Origin of the sequence: Streptomyces albospinus (genome assembly GCF_014648695.1) — a bacterium.
Taxonomy (GTDB): domain Bacteria; phylum Actinomycetota; class Actinomycetes; order Streptomycetales; family Streptomycetaceae; genus Streptomyces; species Streptomyces albospinus.
Genome location: NZ_BMRP01000017.1, coordinates 1 through 19,750, shown reverse-complemented (window position 1 = coordinate 19,750; position 19,750 = coordinate 1). Strand labels below are relative to the sequence as shown.

Below are 19,750 nucleotides of genomic sequence, written 5' to 3'. Positions count from 1 at the left end.
GCCGCACCCGCGCTACGGACATCCGCAGCACCGGCGCTACGGACAAGGGCGCCGAGCCCCCCACTCCGCCGCACCTTCCGGCCACCCCGGCAAGACAAGCGACCACGGCAATACAAGGGACGGCGTAGGCGTTACGGCGTACCCGAGCGCAGGCGTCAACGTGTGCCAACATCCGCATCCGCCATCAACAACCGATCATCAACCATCCTCGATCGATCGTCATCCATTCCCCACTGACCTCGACCGACCCCAACGGACCGATCTCAGCCGTTATATGACGAACCGTTCACCGACCGCGACCCTCGGGGCGACCGGCATCCCCACAGCCGGACCGCCCTCGGCTGTCGCGCCGCGCGTCAGCCACCGACCCTGGCGATCAGCACACACGCGTCGTCCTCGCGCTCGGTGCTGCCGAACTCCTCGACCACGACACGGACGCTGTCCTGCGCGCTGCGGGCCGTGCCGAACCGCGGTGCCAGGGCCAGCAGTTGTGCGGCACCCTCATGGGCACTGTCCGGGCCGTGGGCGCGGCGCGGCGCGAGGCCGTCGGTGTGCAGGACGAGCAGATCGCCGGGCTCCAGCTGTTCGGTGTGCTGGGCGTAGGCCGCACCTGAGGTGGCCCCGAGCAGGACGCCCTCGGGCGGGTCGAGCGCGCGCCCCGTGCCGCCGCGGAAGAGCAGCGGTGCGGGGTGCCCGGCCTGGGCCCACTCCAGCGTGCGCGTCGCGGGGTCGAACCGGCAGCACACCGCGCTGCCCAGCGCCGGCTGGGCGGCGGTGTCCAGCAGCTGGTTGAGAAAGCCCATCAACGGCCCGGGCCGGTGGCCCGCGACGGCCATCCCGCGCAGCGCGCCGAGCACCATCGCCATTCCGGACGTCGCGGCGACGCCGTGCCCGGTGAGGTCGCCGACGCTCAACAGGGTCGTGCCGTCGGGGAGTTGCAGCGCGTCGTACCAGTCGCCGCCGATCAGGGCGGACGTCCCGGCCGGCAGATAGCGCCCGGCCAGGTCGAGGGTGACCGGACCGCCTTGCGGGAACCGCAGGGAGCCGCGCCATGGCGGCAGCACGGCTTCCTGCAGCTCGACCGCAAGCCGGTGCTCGGTCTGCGCGACATGCCGCTGGCGCTGGAGCGAGTCACGGGTCTCGCTGACCGCCATCTGGCTGCGGCGCAGCTCGCTGACGTCCCGGAGGACGGCCCACATACAGGCCGTACTGCCGTCGGCGTCGAGCACCGGCTCGCCCACCATGTGCACCGTGCGGACGCCGGCGTCGGCGCGCACGATGCGGAATTCGCCGTCGATCGGCCGGCCGTCCACCAGGCAGTCCGTGACCATCACGGCGAGTGACTCCTGGTCGTCGGTGTGCACCAGGGACGGCAGCTCGTCAAGGGTCAGCGGGCCGTCGGACGGATCCCGGCCGAACATCGCGAAGAGCTCGTCGGACCAGGTCACCTCGTCGGTGAGCAGATTCCACTCGGCGCTGCCCACCCGGCGCAGCAGTGCGCCGCGCTCATGGGCGACCGGCTCGGGCGGGGCCACCGGCAGCTCTGCATGCGGCTCCGGCTCCGGCTCCTCCACGATCTCGGGAGGCAGGCCCTCTTTGAGCTGATCGAGATGACCGTCGAGGTCGTCAAGGTGGTGGACGGCGAGGTCGCACAGCGCCCGGTGCCAGCGAAGCTGCGGGTCGGCGGCGAGATCAGCCGCCACCGAGGACTCTCTGCGCACCGCGTCGAGACCACCGCGCAGGCTGCGGGCCTGCGAGATAAGTGCCTCGACCGCGTCGCGCTCGGGGGTCCGATCGGCTGGGTGATCCGCGAAGAGAGGGGGCGGCATGACGTACTCCGTGATCAGGCGGCGCCGGGTCGTGTGGGCCGGTAACGACTCTTGCACAGGCTGCGACCGTCCGTAAGGGATTTGGCATTACCCGATACGGTGGTGCACTTGGCATATGCCAACGGCCTCCCTGTGGCAGCCGCTGCCGAATCTGCGGAATCCCAGCTTCCACGCTAGGCTGCGGGCCGCCGTACAGCTGTCTACCCCGCCGATCCACGGTGGGAACGACGCTTAAGGCCCGCAGTCACCGGCAAGAATGCCGGTCAGCGGAAATCCCGTTGCCAGCCTGTCCCCCGCACCGGATGCTGACTTCATGTTCGATCCAGACATAGCGCCCAGTGGCACCCTGCTCGGCCTCCTCCAGCGAGGCCGCGGCGACGGGACCCTGCATGCCCTCGCGGCGCCGCGGGCCGAGGCGCTCGCGGCACTCAACGACAGCGTGCTGCGCGACCCCCGCCGCGACTGGCAGGTCGAGAACCGCTCGCTCTACTACGCGCGCCTCTACATGCAGCTCGACGGCGGGCTCGAAGAGATCGAACGCCACCTCTTCCACCCCGACGACCTCACCGACACCGGCGAGGAGCGCACCGGCCTCGCCCTCTCCGTCCTCGGCCACCTCGCCGCGTACGGCAGGGACGCGGCCCGGCTGCTGCTGCGCAGCTACGCCGCGGCCGGCAGCAACTGGCGCTGGGCCCTGGACGAGCTCGCGCTGCGTGACGACGACGCCGGGCTGATGACCCTGGCGCCCGCCGTCCTGGCGCGCTTTCCCGAGACCGAGGAGGGCGCGGCCGAGCTGGCCGCCGCCGTCCGCGATGCCTTCGAACCCCGGCCCTGGCGGCTGTGGGCCGAGGACCCCCGGTACGGCGCACGGCTGACCGCCGCCGGGGAGCAGGGCTCCTTCGACCGCTGGCAGCGGCAGCTGCGGCCCCGCGGGCCGCGGCCCGGCTGGAGCGTCACCGAGGTTCTGGACTGGGCCCAGGAGGAGCTGGACCCGCGCCACGGGGAGCACCGGCACATCGCCGCCGCCCGCTGCCTGAGCGCCGTCGCCGGACCGGAGGACCGCCCCGAACTGCTGCGCGCGGCGCGCACCGGACCGGACACGGCGCGCGCCGCAGTCCTTCACCACCTCGCCGAGCGCGGCGACCGGGAGGTCCTCGATCTCATCGAGGCCGCGGTCGCCGATCCGCTGGCCTCCGAGCAGCTGACCGCCGCGGCGCTCGCCTCGTACGAGCGGATGCGCAGTGTGGCCGCCGTCGAGCGGGCCCGGGTCTGGGCCGCGCGGGCGGACCGGCTGGGCGCCTCCGCCGCCGCGATGCTGGCCCGGCGCGGCGCCCGGCGCGACACCGAGCTGGTGCTGGCCGCACTGCGCCGTACGGTGCGGGAGGAGGGGCCGGACGCGTCCGGGCTCTGGGAGCTGGTCGACGGCGCCGGCCGCCTCGGCGTCGCCTGCGCGGCCCCCGTGCTGCGCCACGTCTACCGCGAGACCTCCTCGTCCCACCTCCGTGGCCGGGCCGCCGGCGCGCTCGCCGTCACCGACCCGGGTTTCGCGGCCGGTTTCGCCGTCGAGTGCCTGTGGGACTGCGAGGAGACCACCCGCGAACTGGCCGCCCGGCACGCCGCCACCGGCGACGACCGGGTCGTCGAGCAGCTCCGCCGCCTGGCCGCCGACCCGGCCGAGGAGGCCGAGGTCCAGACGGCCGTCCGCAGCCGCTTCGGCCCGGACGCGTCGGCGGTGTGAGCGGCGTGCGAAGGCGACCGGCAGCCGCTGTTCTCCTGTAGCGGGGTACGGGCGGCCGGGCGGCACCGTGGCGCCCGCGGGGGAACGCTCATGGGACGTTCGCCGGTTGGAAAGATCCCCTTGGTCCGGTCCACGCACGGTGCGTGGACAACAGCGGTATGCGTGTCGTCATCGTCACCGAATCCTTCCCGCCCGATGTCAACGGCGTCGCACACTGCGCCCTGGAAACCGCCCGGCATCTGGTCCGGCGCGGGCACGAGCCGCTGGTCATCGCGCCGCTCGGTGGCTCCGCTCCGGCCGCCGGTTCGTACGGGTACGAGAGCCCGTGCCCTGTGGTGCGGGTGCCGTCGATGCCGTTGCCCGGGTATCCGCAGGTGCGGATCGCGCTGCCGGGGCGGCGGCTGTCCGCGGCGCTGGCCGGGCACCGGCCCGATCTCGTGCACCTGGCCAGTCCGTTCGTCCTCGGTGCACGGGGGATGGCGGCGGCGGCGCGGCGGCGGGTGCCGGCGGTCGCGGTGTACCAGACCGATATGGGGCGGTATGCCCGTACGTATCTGGGGCGTGGCGGGGCGACGGCCTGGCGGCGGATCCGGGCGGTGCACGCCGCCGCCGATCTCACGCTCGCACCGTCCAGTTCGGCGCTACGGGATCTGACCGACCACGGGGTGCCGCGGGTGCGGCTGTGGCCGCGCGGGGTCGACTCGGAGCGGTTCGATCCCGGCAGGCGGGACGCGGTGCTGCGCAGTTCGCTGCTCGCCGGGCGGGAACTGCTGGTGGGGTACGTGGGGCGGCTGGCACCGGAGAAGGACGTCCGGCTGCTGGCCGAGACGTCGCGGCTGCCCGGTGTGCGGACGGTGGTGATCGGCGAGGGGCCGAGCGCCGCCGGGCTGCGGGCGCAGCTGCCGGAGGTGCGGTTCCTGGGGCGGCGGACGGGCGATGAACTGGCCCGGCTGTACGCCTCGCTGGACGTGTTCGTGCACACCGGGCCGTACGAGACCTTCTGCCAGACGGTGCAGGAGGCGATGGCGTCCGGTGTGCCGGTGGTCGCGCCGAGCGCCGGCGGACCGCTGGATCTGGTCGACCACGGCGGTACGGGCCTGCTGGTGCCACCGGGCGACGGCGGTGCCGTACGGGACGCCGTGCGGCTGCTCGGCAACAGCGCCGAACTGCGGGTGCGCTACGGCGCGGCCGGCCGGCGGGCGGTGGCGGACCGCACCTGGCAGGCGGTCGGCGACCAACTGCTGGGCCACTACGACGACGTGCTCGCCGACCGGACGGCGGTGGCGGTATGAGCGGGCGCCGGGACCGGGACGCCGCGCGGGGCCTGCGGATCGTACGGATCGCCAACTTCGTCACGCCGGCCTCCGGCGGCCTGCGCACCGCGCTGCGCGAGCTCGGCGCCGGCTACCGGGCCGCCGGCCACGAACCGGTGCTCATCGTGCCGGGCCCGCCCGAGGCGGTGGGCGGCGCGGGGGCGCGGGACGAACACACCGCGCAGGGGCGGGTGATCACCCTCCCCGGCCCGGAGGTGCCGGGCACCGGCGGCTACCGGGTGCTGACCGACCGCCCCCGGCTGCGGCAGCTGCTGGAGGCGCTGGCCCCCGACCGGCTGGAGGTCTCCGACCGGACGACGCTGCGCTGGACGGGGGAATGGGCGCGGCGGGCCCGGGTCCCCGCGGTGATGGTCTCGCACGAGAGTGTGGACGGGGTGCTGCGTACGTGGGGGGTGCCCACCCTGGCGGCCCGTACCGCCGCGGACCGGCTCAACCGGCGGACCGCGTACGCCTACAGCCGGGTGGTGTGCACCACCGAGTGGGCGGCGGCGGAGTTCACCCGGGTCGGGGCGCGGAACGTGGTGCGGGCGCCGCTCGGGGTCGATCTCGCCGTGTGGCACCCGGACTGCCGGAGCGCAGGGCTGCGCAGCCGGTACGCGGGGCGGGCGGCGGTGCTGCTGCTGATGTGCTCCCGGCTGTCGCAGGAGAAGCGGCCCGGACGGGCGCTGGAGGCACTGGCGGAGCTGCGGCGGCGCGGCGTGGACGCGGCGCTGGTGGTGGCCGGCGAGGGGCCGCTGCGGGCGCGGCTGGAGGCGCGGGCGCGGGCCGAGCGGCTGCCGGTGGCGTTCCTGGGGCATCTCGGCGACCGGGAGCGGCTGGCCGGGCTCCAGGCGAGCGCCGACCTGGTGCTGGCGCCCGGGCCGGCCGAGACGTTCGGGCTGGCGGCGCTGGAGGCGCTGGCCTGCGGGACGCCGGTGGTCGCGAGCGCGGCCTCGGCGCTGGCCGGGCTGGTGGACGGTGGCGGCGACACGGCGCTGGACGACGGCCCGTCCTTCGCGGACGCGGTGCAGCGGGTGCTGGCGCGGCCCGAGGAGATACGCAGGGACGCCGCCCGGCGGCGCGCCGAGGGGTATGGGTGGCGGCCGGCGGTGGCGGCGTTCCTGGCGGCCCACGATGCGCCGCCGGTGAGCGAGGGACCGTCAATTCCGGCCGCCGGTCCGGTCGTTCCGCGCCCGGTCGGGCCCCGGGGCGGGTGGTGACGGTGGCGGCGCCGCGGTTCGTCGCGCTGGGGGATTCCCTGACCGAGGGGCTGGGGGACCCGGTGGCCGGGGGCGGCTGGCGGGGCTGGGCGGCATTGCTGGCCGATGCGGTGGGGGAGCGGACCGGGGACCTGGAACTGGTGAATCTGGCGCGGAGCGGCGCGCTGGCGGGCGATGTGGCGGAGCGGCAGCTGCCCGCGGCGCGGGCGCTGGCGCCGCGGCTGGTGTCCCTGGTGGTCGGGGCGAACGACACCCTGCGGGCCGCGTTCACCATCGAGCGGGTGGCCGCCGCGCTGGATCACGCGCACGGCGCGCTGAGCGCCGACGGGGCCGTGGTGCTGACCGCATGCCTGCCCGACCCCGGGCGGATGCTCGGGCTGCCCGGACCGCTGGCCCGGCCGCTGGCGCGCCGGATGCGGGCGGTGAACACCGTCGTCCATGCGGTGTCGGCGCGCTACGGGGGCGTCCATCTGCATCTCGCCGACCACAGCTGGGTGGCCGACCGGGCGTCCTGGAGCGTCGACCGGCTGCACCCCAGCGAGCGCGGCCACCGGCTGCTGGCCCGAGGCTTCCACGCCGCCCTCGTCGAGCGGGGGCTCGCCGCCGGGCCGCCGCCCGCGCTCGACCTGGACGGTCCGCCGCCCACCCGTACCGGTTCCGCGGTGTGGATGGCGACCCGCGGCACCCGGTGGGTGGCCGACCGCTGCACCGACCTGCTGCCCGGTCTGCTCGCGCTGGCCGTGCAGGAGTGCCGCTACGGGCTGGCCGGATCCGGGCGGTTGCTGGACGCCGCTGCCGACCGCGCCACGCGTACCGCGCTCGCCGCCCTGGCCGACCCGAAGGGCGCTGCGACAATGGCGGGATGACCGGACGCTGGGAGTTCTGGATCGATCGCGGTGGCACGTTCACGGACGTCATCGGACGGCGGCCGGACGGGCGGCTGGTCACCGGCAAACTGCTCTCGCACCACCCCGAGCGCTACCGGGACGCCGCGGTCGCCGGGATCCGGATGATGCTGGGGCTCGGCCCGGACGAACCGGTGCCCGCCGAGCGGGTCTCGGTCGTCAAGATGGGCACCACCGTCGCCACCAACGCGCTGCTGGAGCGCACCGGTGAGCCGACGGTGCTGCTCACCACCGAGGGGTTCCGGGACGCCCTGCGGATCGCGTACCAGAACCGGCCGCGGATCTTCGACCGCCGCATCGTGCTCCCGGAGGCGCTCTACGACCGGGTCATCGAGGTGCCGGAGCGGGTCGGCGCGCACGGTGAGATCGTCCGGCCGCTGGACGGCGAGGGGGTCCGCCGGGCGCTGATCCGGGCCCGCGCGGACGGGCTGCGCAGCGCGGCCGTGGTGCTGCTGCACGGCTACCGGCACGCCGCGCACGAGCAGGCGGTCGCCGAGCTGGCCAGGGAGGCGGGCTTCACCCAGGTCAGCTGCTCGCACGAGGTCAGTCCGCTGATGAAGCTGGTGGCGCGCGGGGACACGACGGTCGTGGATGCGTATCTGTCACCGATCCTGGGGCGGTACGTCGACGAGGTCGCGGCCCAACTCCCCGGCGTCCGGCTGCTGTTCATGCAGTCGAACGGCGGGCTGCGGGAGGCCGCGCACTTCCGGGGCAAGGACGCGGTGCTGTCCGGGCCGGCGGGCGGGGTGGTCGGCATGGTGCGGACCGCCGCGGAGGCCGGCGGCGGAGCGCCGGGGGCGGACGGCTTCGACCGGGTGATCGGCTTCGACATGGGCGGCACCTCCACCGATGTGTCGCACTACGCAGGCGAGTTCGAGCGGATCTTCGGCAGTGAGGTCGCCGGGGTGCGGATGCGCGCCCCGATGATGAACATCCACACCGTCGCGGCCGGCGGCGGCTCCGTACTGCACTTCGACGGCCGCCGCTACCGGGTCGGCCCCGACTCGGCCGGCGCGGTCCCCGGACCGGCGTGCTACCGGCGCGGCGGACCGCTCACCGTCACGGACGCCAATGTGATGCTCGGCCGGATCCAACCCGGCCATTTCCCGGCGGTGTTCGGACCGGACGGCGATCAGCGGCTGGACGCCGAGGTGGTCCGCACCCGCTTCGCCGAGCTTGCCGGGCGCATCGCCGCGGAGACCGGCGACGACCGCGGCCCCGAGGACGTCGCCGCCGGCTTCCTCGACATCGCGGTGCTCAACATGGCCAACGCCGTCAAGAAGATCTCCGTCCAGCGCGGCCGGGACATCACCCGCTACGCCCTCGTCAGCTTCGGCGGTGCGGGCGGCCAGCACGCCTGCGCGGTCGCCGACGCGCTGGGCATCGACACCGTGCTGGTGCCGCCGCTGGCGGGGGTGCTCTCCGCGTACGGCATCGGGGTCGCCGACGCCACCGCGATGCGTGAACAGGCCGTCGAGGAGCGGTTCCTGGAGCCGGGCGCGATGGACCGGGTGCGCGCGGTGTGCGAGGCGCTGGCCGCGCAGACCCGGCGCGAGCTGCTCGACGACGGGGTGCCGGACGCGTCCGTCACCATCCGCGCCCGGGTGCTGGTCCGCTATGCCGGGACCGACTCCACCATCGGCGTTCCGCTGGCCGGGGCCGACGCCATGGCCGCGGAGTTCGTCCGGGCGCACCGCGAGCGCTACGCCTTCACCATGGACAAGCCCCTGGTGGCCGAGGCGGTGTCGGTGGAGGCGCTGGGAGCGGCCAGCGGGGCGAGTGGATACGACGTGCACCTCGGCGTAAGGAAAGGGGAGTTGCGGAGACCTGCGACGGTGCGGATGTATGCCGGCGGGCGCTGGCGGGACACCGCGCTGCACCACCGCGCCGACCTGCGGCCCGGCGACACCGTCACCGGTCCGGCGATCATCGCCGAGGAGGACGCCACGACCGTGCTCGACCCCGGCTGGCAGGCGGCCGTGGGGGAGCGCGGACATCTGCTGCTGACCCGGGCCCGGCCGCGGCCCCGGCGCACCGCCGTCGGCACCGAGGCCGACCCGGTGATGCTGGAGGTCTTCAACAGCCTCTTCATGGCGATCGCTGAGCAGATGGGCGTGCGGCTGGAGAACACCGCACACTCCGTCAACATCAAGGAGCGGCTGGACTTCTCCTGCGCACTCTTCGACGCCGAGGGCAATCTGATCGCCAACGCCCCCCATATTCCCGTGCACTTGGGGTCGATGGGGGAGTCCATCAAAGAGGTGCTGCGTCGGCGCGCCGGCGATCTGCGGCCGGGCGACGTGTATGCGATCAACGACCCGTACCACGGGGGGACGCATCTGCCGGACGTCACCGTCGTCACCCCGGTGTTCGATCCACAGGGGAAGGAACTGCTGTTCCTGGTCGCCTCCCGCGGCCACCACGCGGAGATCGGCGGTATCACCCCGGGCTCGATGCCCGCGTTCAGCAGCACCATCCAGGAGGAGGGCGTCCTCTTCGACAACTGGCTGCTGGTGCGCGCCGGTGAGCTGCGCGAGCAGGAGACCCGCGACCTGCTCACCTCCGGGCCGTATCCGTCCCGTGCGCCGGAGGTGAACCTCGCCGATCTGCGCGCCCAGATCGCCGCGAACGAGAAGGGGATCCATGAACTGCGGCGGATGACCGAGCAGTTCGGGCTGGACGTCGTACGGGCCTACATGGGGCACGTCCAGGACAACGCCGAGGAGTCGGTGCGGCGGATCCTCGGCCGGCTGCCGGACGGGAGCTACCGCTACGAGACGGACGGCGGGGCACGGATCCGGGTCGCGCTGACCGTCGACCGCGCGGCCCGCAGCGCCGTGCTGGACTTCGCCGGTACGTCACCGCAGCAGCCCGGCAACGCCAACGCGCCCAGTTCGGTGGTGATGGCGGCGGTGCTGTACGTGCTGCGGACCCTGGTGGCCGAGGACATCCCGCTGAACAGCGGCTGCCTCAAGCCCGTTGAGGTCCGCATCCCGGAGGGCTCGATGCTGGCGCCGGTCTTCCCGGCGGCCACCGTCGCGGGCAATGTGGAGACCTCCCAGGCGGTCACGGGGGCGCTCTACGCGGCGATGGGCATCCAGGCCGAGGGCTCGGGCACGATGAACAACGTCACCTTCGGCAACGAGCGGGTGCAGTACTACGAGACCGTCGCCAGCGGCTCGGGCGCCGGCGACGGCTTCGACGGAGCGGACGCGGTGCAGACCCATATGACCAACTCCCGGCTGACCGACCCCGAAGTCCTGGAATGGCGCTATCCCGTCCGCGTCGACAGCTTCGCCCTCCGCGACGGCAGCGGGGGCACCGGCCGCTGGCGCGGGGGTCGCGGGGTGGAACGGCGGCTGCGGTTCCTGGAGCCGATGACCGTCGCCCTGCTGTCCAACCACCGGCGGATCGCGCCGTACGGCATGGCGGGCGGCGGGCCGGGCGCACTCGGCGTCAACTTCCTCGAACGGGCCGATGGTTCGCGGGAGGAGCTGCGAGGGTGCGATGCGGCGGAGGTCGGCGTGGACGATGTGCTGGTGATCCGGACGCCGGGGGGCGGCGGGTACGGGGCGGCGTAGCCGGCGCCCGGCCGCGGACTCGGAGGGGTCCACGGCCGGGCGCATCGAGGCATGCCCCCGGCTACTCCTCTGCCGCGCGGCGGCACGCCTCGTAGGCGATCACCGCGGGGACGTCGTCCCGCCGCAGCTCGAAGTAGCAGGCCCGCAGGTTCTCGTGGCCGCCCTCGGCGCCGCGGAGGCAGGCTCGTTCGGCCACCTCCTCATCGGCTCCGGGGTGCTGTTCCAGAAGGCCGTAGAAGCAGGCTTGCGGGGTCGCGTGGGCGGCCGGGGCGGCGGCCACGGCGCCGCCGAGGGCGAGGGCGAGACCGCTGAGCGCGGCGGCGAGGCGTGGGACGAGGCGCATGTGGTCGTGGTTCCTTCCGTGCGGAAGCCCGAGTTGGTCACTCGGTGCGGTTGATCCGCTACCGACCGTTCCCCTCTGTGGTGCGGGCGACGCGCGGGGAGGTGGGGTGCCGGGCGTGAACGGCGGGTGCACGAAGCGCACTTGGGCCGGGCGGTGCGCTCCGGTGTCAGCCGGAGTGCGCTGCCGGGGCCGGGCGCCGGGAGATGCGGACGAAGCGCACCGGAGTGCCCGGTACCGCCTGCGCCGCCGGGGCCAGAAAGCGCTCGGGGACGACGCCCACGACCGGATAGCCGCCGGTCGTGGGGTGGTCGTGCAGAAAGAGCACCGGCAGGCCGTTGGGCGGGACCTGGAGGGCACCCAACGGCATTCCCTCGCTGGGGAGTTCACCGTCCCGGGCACGCTCCAGGGGGGTGCCTTCGGTGCGCAGCCCGATGCGGTTGCTCGCCGCGGAGACCCGGAAGCGGCCGGTGGCGAGGGTGCGCAGTCCGGCGGCGGTGAACCAGTCGTCGCGCGGGCCGGGCAGGAAGGGCAGGACCAGTTCCGCCACCGGGCCGGGGTGCGGAACGGCGTCGACGGCGGCCGGCGGGCCGTGCGGCGGGCCCAGCGGAAGCACCGCGCCGTCGGCGAGCGGGTCGGGGCCCAGGCCGGAGAGCAGGTCGGTGGCGCGGCTGCCGAGCACCGGCTCGGCGGCGACGCCGCCGGCGAACGCCAGGTAGGAGCGCAGTCCGTGGGCGGCGGGCCCGGCGTCCAGGACGGCGCCGGCCGGTACGCGGACCGGGGCGCCCCAGGGGGCGGGGCGGCCGTCGACCGTCACCGGGCAGGCGGCGCCGGTGACCGCGACGGTGGTGGCGGCGCGGAGCCGGACGGCGCAGCCGGTGAGCGTGGTCTCCAGGGCGGCGGCCGGCTCGGGGTTGCCGACCAGGCGGTTGGCGAGGCGGTGCGCGGGCTCGTCCAGGGCCCCGGCGCGCGGCACACCGAGGTGGGCGTGGCCGGGCCGGCCGAGGTCCTGGACCGTGGTGAGCGCACCGGCCCGGACGACCGACAAGGCGCGGTCGGTCATCGGGCGGGCTCCCGGTGCGTACGGTCGGACCCGGAGGCGGCCGGTCCGGGCACCTGCCGGTGGGCCGGCTGCGGGACGAAGCGGACGCGGGTGCCGGGTGCGAGCAGCGCCGCCGGTTCGCGCCGCGGGTCCCACAGGGCGGCGTCGGTGCTGCCGATGAGCTGCCAGCCGCCGGGGGAGGAGCGCGGATAGACCCCGGTGTACGGGCCGGCGAGCCCGACCGAGCCGACCGGGACCTTTGTGCGCGGGGTGTCCCGGCGCGGTACGTGCAGCGCCTCCGGAAGGCCCGTCAGATAGCCGAAGCCGGGGGCGAATCCGCAGAAGGCGACATGGAACTCGGTGCCGGAGTGCAGCCGTACCACGTCCTCGGGGGTGACGTCCCAGAGGGCGGCGACGTCGGCGAGGTCCGGGCCGTCGTAGCGGATGGGGAGCTCGACGGCGGGGCGGTCGCCGGTGGTGAGCGGCGGGATCTGCCAGGTGGCGAGTTCGGCGATCAGCCCGCGGGGGTCGGCGAGGCCGTCGAGGAAGACCGTACGGGCGGCCGGCACGATCTCGCGGACGGCGGGCAGGGTGCCGTCGGCGGTGCGGCGCAGCAGTTCGGCGTGGAGCGCCTCGACGTCCTCGGCGCGGTCCAGTTCGATCAGCAGTCCGTGCGCGCCGACCGGCAGCGGCCGGAGGGGGAGCGGCCGGGCGCCGTCCGCGCTCACGCGAAGCTCCGGATGCGGACGCCGGCCGCGGTCAGCTCGGACCGTACCCGGCGGGCGAGTTGGGCGGCGCCCGGGGTGTCGCCGTGCAGGCACAGCGAACGGGCGGCGATCGCGATCCGGGTGCCGTCGCGGGAGGTGACGATGCGGTCGCGGGCCATGCCGAGGGCGCGCTTGACGACCTCGCCGGGGTCGTGGACGACGGCGCCGGGCTCGCGGCGCGGTACGAGGGTGCCCTCGGCGGTGTAGGCGCGGTCCGCGAACGCCTCGCCGACGACCGGGAGTTCGGCCGCCTCGGCGGCCCGGTGCAGCCGAGAGCCGGGCAGGCCCAGGACCGGCAGGCCGCCGCCCGCCATACGGATGCCGGCGACGACCGCGGCGGCCTGCTCCGCGTCGTGGACGCAGCGGTTGTAGAGCGCGCCGTGCGGCTTGACGTAGCCGACCCGGGCCCCGGCGGCGTGCGCGAAGACCTCCAACGCGCCGATCTGGTAGGCGATTTCGGCGGCCAGCTCGTCCGGCGGTACGTCCATCGCGCGGCGGCCGAAGCCGGCCAGATCGCGGTAGGAGACCTGGGCGCCGATGACCACCCCGCGCTCGGCGGCGAGCTCGCAGACCCGGCGCATGGTCGCCGGATCGCCGGCGTGGAAGCCGCAGGCGACATTGGCGCTGGTGACGACGGACAGCAGGGCGTCGTCGTCGGTGAGCTGCCAGCGACCGAAGCCTTCCCCGAGGTCGGCGTTGAGGTCGATGACGGGAGGGGCCGCCGGGTCGATCATGGATGTCCGTTCCGGGGTGCGGATGCGGTGGGTGCGGGGCGCAAGCCAACGTACAGATCGTTGAACGATCCGACAAGAGGCGTGTTGTCTCGTCCTGCCATCTGGGATTGACTTCCGCTGACATGGCACCTGGACGGACCCCGCGGTCCGTCCTTACGGGACGGAGCGCGCAGCGTATGGCCGGCGGAGTGGCGAAGAACGATCAGCGGCGGCTCGCCGAGGTCGCGGGCCTGGAGCGGGACCGCGCGCTGCTCGGTCGCTCCAGTACGGCCGAGCGGGTCGCCGACATCCTGCGGGACCGGATCACCGAGGGCTACTTCCCGCCCGGCGCCCGGCTGTCGGAGGAGAGCATCGGCGGTGCGCTCGGCGTCTCCCGCAACACCCTGCGGGAGGCGTTCCGGCTGCTCACCCACGAACGGCTGCTGGAGCACCGGCTCAACCGCGGGGTCTTCGTCCGCGTGGTGACCGTGGAGGACCTGGACGACATCTTCCGGGTGCGGATGCTCGTCGAGTGCGCGGCGGTCCGCGGACTGGGGCAGGGTCCGTACGACGCCGCGGTGACCGAGGCCGTCGCGGCGATCGAGGCGGCGGTGCGGGCCGGCGAGACGGCCGCCGCGGACCGGCAGTGGGAAGACCTGTCGACCGCCAACATCCGCTTCCACCAGGCCGTCGTCGCCCTGGCGGGCAGCCCGCGCACCGATGAGCTGATGCGCGGCGTGCTGGCCGAACTCCGGCTGGTCTTCCATGTGATGGACGATCCGCAGCGCTTCTACGCGCCGTATCTGGTCCGCAACCGGCAGATCGCGGAGTCGCTGCTGGCGGGCGACGCGGTGGCGGCCGAGCGGCTGCTGCTGGCTTATCTGGAGGACTCGCGCGGCCAGCTGTCGGGGGCGTACGCCCGGCGCATCGCCGAGAGCTGAGAAGTACCCGGAGTTCACCGCCGCCGACCCCTTGTCGGATCGTTCAACAATCACATAGCCTCCGCAGCAATCTTTTCTCGCTCCCCACGCATCCGTGGGGCATCCCCTACGCGGAAGGCGGATCCATGATCGTGCTCCTCGGCGTGCTCGTGGTCGTGATCGGCTTCGCCACGAAACGCAATCCCCTGCTGGTCGTCGGGGTGGCCGGGATCTTCACCGGCTTCCTCGGCGGACTCTCCCCGGGCAAGGTGCTGGCCGCGTTCGGCGAGGGCTTCGCGAGCAGCCGGGCGGTGACCATCTTCGCGATCACCCTCCCGGTCATCGGCCTCCTGGAGCGCTACGGCCTCCAGGAGCAGGCCCGCACCCTGATCGCCCGGTTCGGCCGGCTCACCACCGGGCGCTTCCTCGCTCTCTACCTGGGGCTGCGGCAGATCGGCGCCGCGGTCGGGCTGACCAATGTCTTCGGCCACGCCCAGACCGTCCGCCCGCTCGCCGTCCCGATGGCGGAGGGCGCCGCCGAGCGCGCCCACGGCCAACTCCCGGACCGGACACGGGAGAAGATCCGCTCGTTCGCCGCCAGCGCGGACAACGTCGGCCTCTTCTTCGGCGAGGACGTCTTCCTCGCCGTCGGCTCGATCCTGCTGATCACCGGCTTCGTCAACACCACGTACGGCACCCACCTCGAACCGCTGGACCTCGCCCTATGGGCGATCCCCACCGCGCTGTGCGCCTTCGTGGTCCACGGCTGGCGGCTGCTGCGCCTGGACCGGCAGCTGGAGCGCGAACTGCTCACCGCACATGTCCACCACACCAGCGCAGCGGAGGCCGACCAGTGATCAAGGCAGAGTGGTTCTACTGGCTCGTCGGCATCAGCTTCCTGGTGATGGCCGCCCGGATGGTCGCCGACCGCAGCAACCCCAAGCGCTTCGGGACCGGCGCCTTCTGGGGCCTGATCGGCGCCGGATTCATCTACAGCAGCTGGGTCGTCACCAAGCAGGCGCCCGCCGCGCCGCTGGGCGCCGCCGTCCTCGTCACGGCCGTGCTGGCCGGCTTCGGCTTCACCGGGCGCGGCACCCCGCGCACCACCAGCCCCGAGGAGCGCACCGCGAGCGCCGCCCGCCTCGGCAACAAGCTGTTCGTCCCGGCCCTGACCATCCCGGCCGTCGCGCTGGCCTGCGCCGTCGGCGTCAAGCACCTCTCCATCGGGGGCCGGCCGGTCCTCCAGGAGGGCAGCGAGACCATCCTGGGCCTGGGGCTCGGCGCGGTCGTCGCGCTGGCCGTCGGCATGGCGATGCTGCGCGAGAAGCGGATAACCGTGCCCGTGGAGGCCGGCCGCTCCATGCTGGAGGCGATGGGCTGGGCGATGCTGCTGCCGCAGATGCTGGCCACACTGGGCACCATCTTCCAGGTCTCCGGCGTCGGCGGTCAGGTCGGCAAGCTCGCCGCCTCCGTCCTGCCCAAGGACTCCCTCTACATCGCCGTGGTCGTCTACTGCGTGGGGATGTTCGCCTTCACCCTCATCATGGGCAACGCCTTCGCCGCCTTCCCGGTCATGACCGCGGCCGTCGGCTGGCCGGTCCTCATCGGGCACTTCCACGGCAACCCGGCCGCCGTCCTCGCCCTCGGCATGCTCGCCGGCTTCTGCGGCACCCTCGTGACCCCGATGGCCGCCAACTTCAACATCGTCCCGGCCGCCCTGCTGGAGCTGAAGGACCAGTACGGGCCCATCAAGGCGCAGTTGCCCACCGCGGGCGTGCTGCTCGGCTGCAACATGGTGGTCATGGCGCTGTTCGCCTTCTGAGGCGGCGCCGTCCCGCCGGCCCTCCCGACACCTCACGGAAGACCGTATGACCCGCGTACTGCTCACCGGATTCGAACCCTTCGACGGGGAATCCACCAATCCCTCCTGGCGGGCGGTCCGCGCCGCCGCCGCCGAACCGTTCGCCGGGGCGGAACTCTCCACCGTCGAGCTGCCCTGCGTCTACGGCGGCTCGCTGACCGCCCTGCGTGCCGCCGTCGACGCGGCGCAACCGGACATCGTGGTGTGTGTCGGACAGGCCGGCGGCCGTCCGGACATCACCGTCGAACGGGTCGCCGTCAACGTCGACGACGCCCGGATCCCCGACGCCTCGGGCGCCGAGCCGATCGACGAGGTGATCGTGCCCGGCGGGCCCGCCGCGTACTTCTCCACCCTGCCGATCAAGGCGTGCGTGGCCGCCGTCCGCGCCGCGGGACTGCCCGCCTCGGTCTCCAACACCGCCGGCACCTTCGTCTGCAACCACGTCTTCTACGGGCTCGCCCACCTCATCGCCACCGAACTGCCCCACGTACGCGGCGGATTCGTGCACGTCCCGTACGCGCCCGAACAGGTCACCGACCGCGCCCAGCCGTCGCTCCCGGTGGACGCGGTCGCCCGGGCCCTGCGGGAGATCGCCGCCACCGCCGCCCGCACCCGGACCGACATCCGCGTCGCGGAGGGGGCCACGCACTGAGCCGCGGGTGACGCCGTAAACTGGAGCGCCGGCCGGGCGGCAGGTCCGTCAACGGACCCGGCGGCGGTCCACCCATGAGCGGATCCGCGCCGTTTCGTCCGTTGTCAGTGCCAGCGCCTACTCTGTGCGACGTGACTTTTTCCGCCCCGGGGGCCGCTGCGCCCCAGCTCAACGGCCCGAACCGGCCCGCGCCGGGCCCGGCCGCCGACGAAGGACTGGCCCGCCGGCTGCGCGCGCTCGCGTGCACCGCGCCGCTGCACGACCTCGATGTGCGCAAGGCCAACCTCGCGGGCGAGTACGGGGTCTACGCGATGGCGGAGGTGGCGCTCGCCGTCATCGACCTGGTCACCCTCAACATGGACTTCGACACCGGCGCCGACCACGAGGAGATAGTGGCGAAGGTGCTCCCGCGGGTCGCCGCGCAGGCACCGCGCCGCCCGGTGGCGGAGCACGAGCGGGTGGCCCGCTGGGTGCTGGAGAACCTGATCAACGTCGGCAGTGTGGACCGCGGCTTCCGCGCCGTGTACGGCACCTTCACCACCGAGGGCGAGTACGTCCGCCGCGACTACGACTTCAAGCTCATCGAAGAGGTCCCCGGCGCGGGCGGCGCGGTCTACCTGCGCGCCACGGACGAGGCCGTCAACGTCCTGGTCGGCGCCCTCGACACGGACGTCACCAGCGCCCAGATCGCCGCCGAGGTCAAGCTGGAGGTGCTGATCAGCCGGGGCCGCCTGGCCGACGCCCAGCTGGCCGCCGAGCAGGCCCGCTACCGCACCGTCCAGTACGCCGAGACGCTCCGCAAGACGCTGGACGCCACCCGGCGCAACGTCCGCGCCGTCGACTGGCTGAAGACCGTCCCCGACATGATCACCGAGGCGCTGGACCACGTGGCGGACCGCTACCGCCACGAGAACGCCATCCTCACCAACATCCGCAAGGCCCGCGACGAGGCCGAGGCCGTCGACGAGAAGACCAGCGAGCACAAGCGGCGCGCCGCCGAACTCGTCGACATCGTCAAGGACTGCATCCGCCGCCACACCCAGCTCCAGTCCCGGCTCCTGGAGGCCGGGCCGCTGTTCCGCGCCGAGCAGGACCGGCAGGCGTTCGCCGCCCCCACCGCCCGCGCCGGCCTCGACCTCTACGGCCAGCTGGTCGCCCCGGTGCTGCCGCTCTCCGTCGAGCACGCCACCCGGGTCACCGACGCCTTCTTCGCCCACGGCACCGGCCTGCGCACCCCCTCCGCGGTCCGGGTCGGCGACCTCGTCGAGATGCTGCTCACCCCGCCCATGGAGCGCGAGCACCTCGGCGCCGAGATGCCCGAGCCCGACCTGGTGGCCACCCCCGACGACAGCCGCTTCAGCGAGGCCCAGCTGGATGCCGCGATGGCGCTGCTGGACCTCCCCGCCGACGCCCCCCGCCGCCTCTCCGGGCTGCTCGCCGAGGCGCGCCGCAGCGATCCGGAACTCCCGTACCTGGTCGCCCTGCTGGCGGTGCACGCCGCCAGCCCGCCGGTCGGTACGGCCTACCGCCAGGGCGAACAGCAGCTGCTCTTCGCCGTCGACGACGGTACGGAACTGACCGACCCCGAATTCGGCGGCGCCGACCTCATCGTCGGCACGGCCCTGCTGGACGCGGCCGGAATGGCCGCCGACCGCTCGGAGGTGGCCTGATGCCCGTCGCACACGGCCTCCCGCCGATAGCGGACGACCCGCCGCCGGTGGCCCGCCGGGCCGCCGCGCCGTACGGCCACCCGCCCGCGCACCGGCCACCGCAGTACGAGATACCCCCGACCGTCCCCCGCAAGGAGCTTGCCCCGTGAGCCAGTACGACGCCGACGAGGCGCCGCAGCCCGACCCGGCGCCCGGCACCGGCGAGCCGGGCCGGGGCGCGCCCACCGACGGCACCGAGCCGGCACCGGCCGGGACCGCGCCGCTGACCCCCGCCGACGCGGCCGACGCCGCCCGGCTGGTCTCCTTCGGCCTCCAGCCCAAGCTGCTGCCCGCCCGCGACGCCGAATACGGCGAACTGCTCCGGCGCCATCGGGACGACCCCGCCTTCGCCCGGCTCGCCGACGCGGTCGCCGCCGGCCTCGGGCTGGTCGTCCTGGAGGTCTCCACCCGCGCCGGGATGGCCGTCACCGCCGCCGAGGACTCCGTCTTCGCCGTACGGATGGGCGACTACGCCCGTCGCGCCTCGGTCGACTCCGGGGACCGCTTCCTGCACGGCCTGGCCCATCTGGCCGTCGCCGCACTCGCCTTCCCGCGCCCCGAGGACCTGGCCGACGACGGCTACATCGGCCGGATCACCGTCAACGGCGTCGACGCCTTCGTACGGCAGGCGTGCCGCCGCCTGGAGGAGCGCGCCGAGCAGGACGGCGAGAACACCGACCCGGTGAGCGACGCCCCCGGCCTGGAGTCCGCCTGGCGGGTCTACGCCCGGCGGAGCGCGACCGGCGCCACCAAGGACGCCCGGCGGCTGGCCGGTTCGACGACCGGCATCATCGCCAAGGCCGTCACGTTCCTCGTCGACTCCGGCTTCCTCCAGCGCACCGGCGACGACGCCGGCGGCGCGTACCGGACCACTGCCCGCTATCAGCTCCAGGTCCGCGACATGGCCGGCACCGCGGCCATGGCCGAGCTCCTGGAGCTGGGCATCGTGCCCGTCGCCGACGGCAGCGCCTCCCTGCTGCCCGGCGAGGAGACCGATGACCTCGACCTGGTTGCGGAGGCGGGCCTGCCGTTCCACTCGGGCTGACGGGGCGGGGAGACGGGGGAGCGTGCGGTGCTTGGGTTGCGGCGCTCGGCGGTCCCCCCACCCCCGAACCCACCCCTCCCCCGAAGGGGGAGAGGGGGAGGGGGCGGGGGAAGAA

The 19,750-nt window shown here is 74.2% G+C and carries 17 protein-coding genes; 12 read left to right on the top strand and 5 right to left on the bottom strand.

What is annotated here, in order from left to right; all coding sequences use genetic code 11:
• Positions 1-356: 356 nt before the first annotated feature.
• The gene (locus tag IEZ17_RS22670; protein WP_189302991.1) at positions 357-1,829 is read right to left on the bottom strand and encodes a PP2C family protein-serine/threonine phosphatase; all 1,473 of its coding nucleotides are present in this window, start codon (positions 1,827-1,829) and stop codon (positions 357-359) included.
• A 313-nt stretch (positions 1,830-2,142) separates the two neighbouring features.
• Here IEZ17_RS22670 and IEZ17_RS22665 point away from each other — a divergent pair, with 313 nt between their 5' ends.
• The 5 genes from IEZ17_RS22665 (at position 2,143) to IEZ17_RS22645 (ending at position 10,586) form a co-directional block, all read left to right on the top strand.
• Positions 2,143-3,567 (top strand): HEAT repeat domain-containing protein, encoded by a 1,425-nt coding sequence (locus IEZ17_RS22665; protein ID WP_189302989.1) that lies wholly within the window; start codon positions 2,143-2,145, stop codon positions 3,565-3,567.
• Positions 3,568-3,725: 158 nt separating this feature from the next.
• Positions 3,726-4,859 (top strand): glycosyltransferase family 4 protein, encoded by a 1,134-nt coding sequence (locus IEZ17_RS22660; protein ID WP_189303252.1) that lies wholly within the window; start codon positions 3,726-3,728, stop codon positions 4,857-4,859.
• A complete protein-coding gene (locus IEZ17_RS22655; RefSeq protein ID WP_189302987.1) occupies positions 4,856-6,100 on the top strand; it encodes a glycosyltransferase in 1,245 nt (414 codons plus the stop codon). Before IEZ17_RS22660 ends, IEZ17_RS22655 begins: the two co-directional genes overlap by 4 nt.
• Positions 6,101-6,102: 2 nt before the next feature.
• Positions 6,103-6,966, top strand: a complete 864-nt coding sequence (locus IEZ17_RS22650) for an SGNH/GDSL hydrolase family protein (RefSeq protein ID WP_189302982.1) — start codon at positions 6,103-6,105, stop codon at positions 6,964-6,966.
• Positions 6,963-10,586: a hydantoinase B/oxoprolinase family protein gene (locus IEZ17_RS22645; RefSeq protein ID WP_189302980.1), complete on the top strand. Its 3,624-nt coding sequence runs from the start codon at positions 6,963-6,965 to the stop codon at positions 10,584-10,586. The genes IEZ17_RS22650 and IEZ17_RS22645 overlap by 4 nt, the downstream gene beginning before the upstream one ends.
• A gap of 61 nt (positions 10,587-10,647) precedes the next feature.
• On the opposite strand, the gene IEZ17_RS22640 is transcribed toward IEZ17_RS22645, so the two are convergent.
• From IEZ17_RS22640 to IEZ17_RS22625, 4 genes are all read right to left on the bottom strand, one after another.
• Positions 10,648-10,929 (bottom strand): hypothetical protein, encoded by a 282-nt coding sequence (locus IEZ17_RS22640; protein WP_189302979.1) that lies wholly within the window; start codon positions 10,927-10,929, stop codon positions 10,648-10,650.
• A gap of 166 nt (positions 10,930-11,095) precedes the next feature.
• Positions 11,096-11,989: a 5-oxoprolinase subunit C family protein gene (locus tag IEZ17_RS22635; RefSeq protein ID WP_189302977.1), complete on the bottom strand. Its 894-nt coding sequence runs from the start codon at positions 11,987-11,989 to the stop codon at positions 11,096-11,098.
• The gene (gene pxpB, locus IEZ17_RS22630; protein WP_229852525.1) at positions 11,986-12,696 is read right to left on the bottom strand and encodes a 5-oxoprolinase subunit PxpB; all 711 of its coding nucleotides are present in this window, start codon (positions 12,694-12,696) and stop codon (positions 11,986-11,988) included. The genes IEZ17_RS22635 and pxpB overlap by 4 nt, the downstream gene beginning before the upstream one ends.
• Positions 12,693-13,469, bottom strand: a complete 777-nt coding sequence (locus IEZ17_RS22625) for a LamB/YcsF family protein (protein WP_189302973.1) — start codon at positions 13,467-13,469, stop codon at positions 12,693-12,695. Before IEZ17_RS22625 ends, pxpB begins: the two co-directional genes overlap by 4 nt.
• Before the next feature lie 176 nt (positions 13,470-13,645).
• Between IEZ17_RS22625 and IEZ17_RS22620 the strand changes: the two genes are divergently transcribed.
• The 7 genes from IEZ17_RS22620 to IEZ17_RS22590 all read left to right on the top strand — a co-directional run bounded on the left by IEZ17_RS22620 (position 13,646) and on the right by IEZ17_RS22590 (position 19,635).
• The gene (locus tag IEZ17_RS22620; RefSeq protein ID WP_189302971.1) at positions 13,646-14,389 is read left to right on the top strand and encodes a GntR family transcriptional regulator; all 744 of its coding nucleotides are present in this window, start codon (positions 13,646-13,648) and stop codon (positions 14,387-14,389) included.
• Between the two features lie 125 nt (positions 14,390-14,514).
• The gene (locus IEZ17_RS22615) at positions 14,515-15,225 is read left to right on the top strand and encodes a DUF969 domain-containing protein (protein WP_189302969.1); all 711 of its coding nucleotides are present in this window, start codon (positions 14,515-14,517) and stop codon (positions 15,223-15,225) included.
• Entirely contained in the window at positions 15,222-16,190 is a 969-nt protein-coding gene (locus tag IEZ17_RS22610; RefSeq protein ID WP_189302967.1) for a DUF979 domain-containing protein, read from the top strand. The genes IEZ17_RS22615 and IEZ17_RS22610 overlap by 4 nt, the downstream gene beginning before the upstream one ends.
• Before the next feature lie 46 nt (positions 16,191-16,236).
• Positions 16,237-16,881, top strand: a complete 645-nt coding sequence (pcp, locus tag IEZ17_RS22605; protein WP_189302965.1) for a pyroglutamyl-peptidase I — start codon at positions 16,237-16,239, stop codon at positions 16,879-16,881.
• 131 nt (positions 16,882-17,012) lie between these two features.
• Positions 17,013-18,551 carry a hypothetical protein gene (locus IEZ17_RS22600; protein ID WP_189302963.1) on the top strand — a complete coding sequence of 513 codons (1,539 nt, stop codon included), beginning with the start codon at positions 17,013-17,015 and terminating at the stop codon, positions 18,549-18,551.
• Positions 18,551-18,700 carry a hypothetical protein gene (locus IEZ17_RS22595; RefSeq protein ID WP_189302961.1) on the top strand — a complete coding sequence of 50 codons (150 nt, stop codon included), beginning with the start codon at positions 18,551-18,553 and terminating at the stop codon, positions 18,698-18,700. Before IEZ17_RS22600 ends, IEZ17_RS22595 begins: the two co-directional genes overlap by 1 nt.
• Complete coding sequence (locus IEZ17_RS22590) at positions 18,697-19,635, top strand: hypothetical protein (protein WP_189302959.1); 939 nt, start codon at positions 18,697-18,699, stop codon at positions 19,633-19,635. Before IEZ17_RS22595 ends, IEZ17_RS22590 begins: the two co-directional genes overlap by 4 nt.
• Positions 19,636-19,750 lie beyond the last annotated feature (115 nt).

What these genes read in the sequence shown, in the direction of transcription:
- IEZ17_RS22615 (WP_189302969.1), top strand. Translation starts at nt 14,515, where the DNA reads ATGATCGTGCTCCTCGGCGTGCTCGTGGTCGTGATCGGCTTCGCCACG.
- IEZ17_RS22660 (WP_189303252.1), top strand. Translation starts at nt 3,726, where the DNA reads ATGCGTGTCGTCATCGTCACCGAATCCTTCCCGCCCGATGTCAACGGC.
- IEZ17_RS22635 (WP_189302977.1), bottom strand. Translation starts at nt 11,989, where the DNA reads ATGACCGACCGCGCCTTGTCGGTCGTCCGGGCCGGTGCGCTCACCACG.
- IEZ17_RS22655 (WP_189302987.1), top strand. Translation starts at nt 4,856, where the DNA reads ATGAGCGGGCGCCGGGACCGGGACGCCGCGCGGGGCCTGCGGATCGTA.
- IEZ17_RS22625 (WP_189302973.1), bottom strand. Translation starts at nt 13,469, where the DNA reads ATGATCGACCCGGCGGCCCCTCCCGTCATCGACCTCAACGCCGACCTC.
- IEZ17_RS22665 (WP_189302989.1), top strand. Translation starts at nt 2,143, where the DNA reads ATGTTCGATCCAGACATAGCGCCCAGTGGCACCCTGCTCGGCCTCCTC.
- pcp (WP_189302965.1), top strand. Translation starts at nt 16,237, where the DNA reads ATGACCCGCGTACTGCTCACCGGATTCGAACCCTTCGACGGGGAATCC.
- IEZ17_RS22620 (WP_189302971.1), top strand. Translation starts at nt 13,646, where the DNA reads ATGGCCGGCGGAGTGGCGAAGAACGATCAGCGGCGGCTCGCCGAGGTC.
- IEZ17_RS22640 (WP_189302979.1), bottom strand. Translation starts at nt 10,929, where the DNA reads ATGCGCCTCGTCCCACGCCTCGCCGCCGCGCTCAGCGGTCTCGCCCTC.
- IEZ17_RS22595 (WP_189302961.1), top strand. Translation starts at nt 18,551, where the DNA reads ATGCCCGTCGCACACGGCCTCCCGCCGATAGCGGACGACCCGCCGCCG.
- IEZ17_RS22645 (WP_189302980.1), top strand. Translation starts at nt 6,963, where the DNA reads ATGACCGGACGCTGGGAGTTCTGGATCGATCGCGGTGGCACGTTCACG.
- IEZ17_RS22670 (WP_189302991.1), bottom strand. Translation starts at nt 1,829, where the DNA reads ATGCCGCCCCCTCTCTTCGCGGATCACCCAGCCGATCGGACCCCCGAG.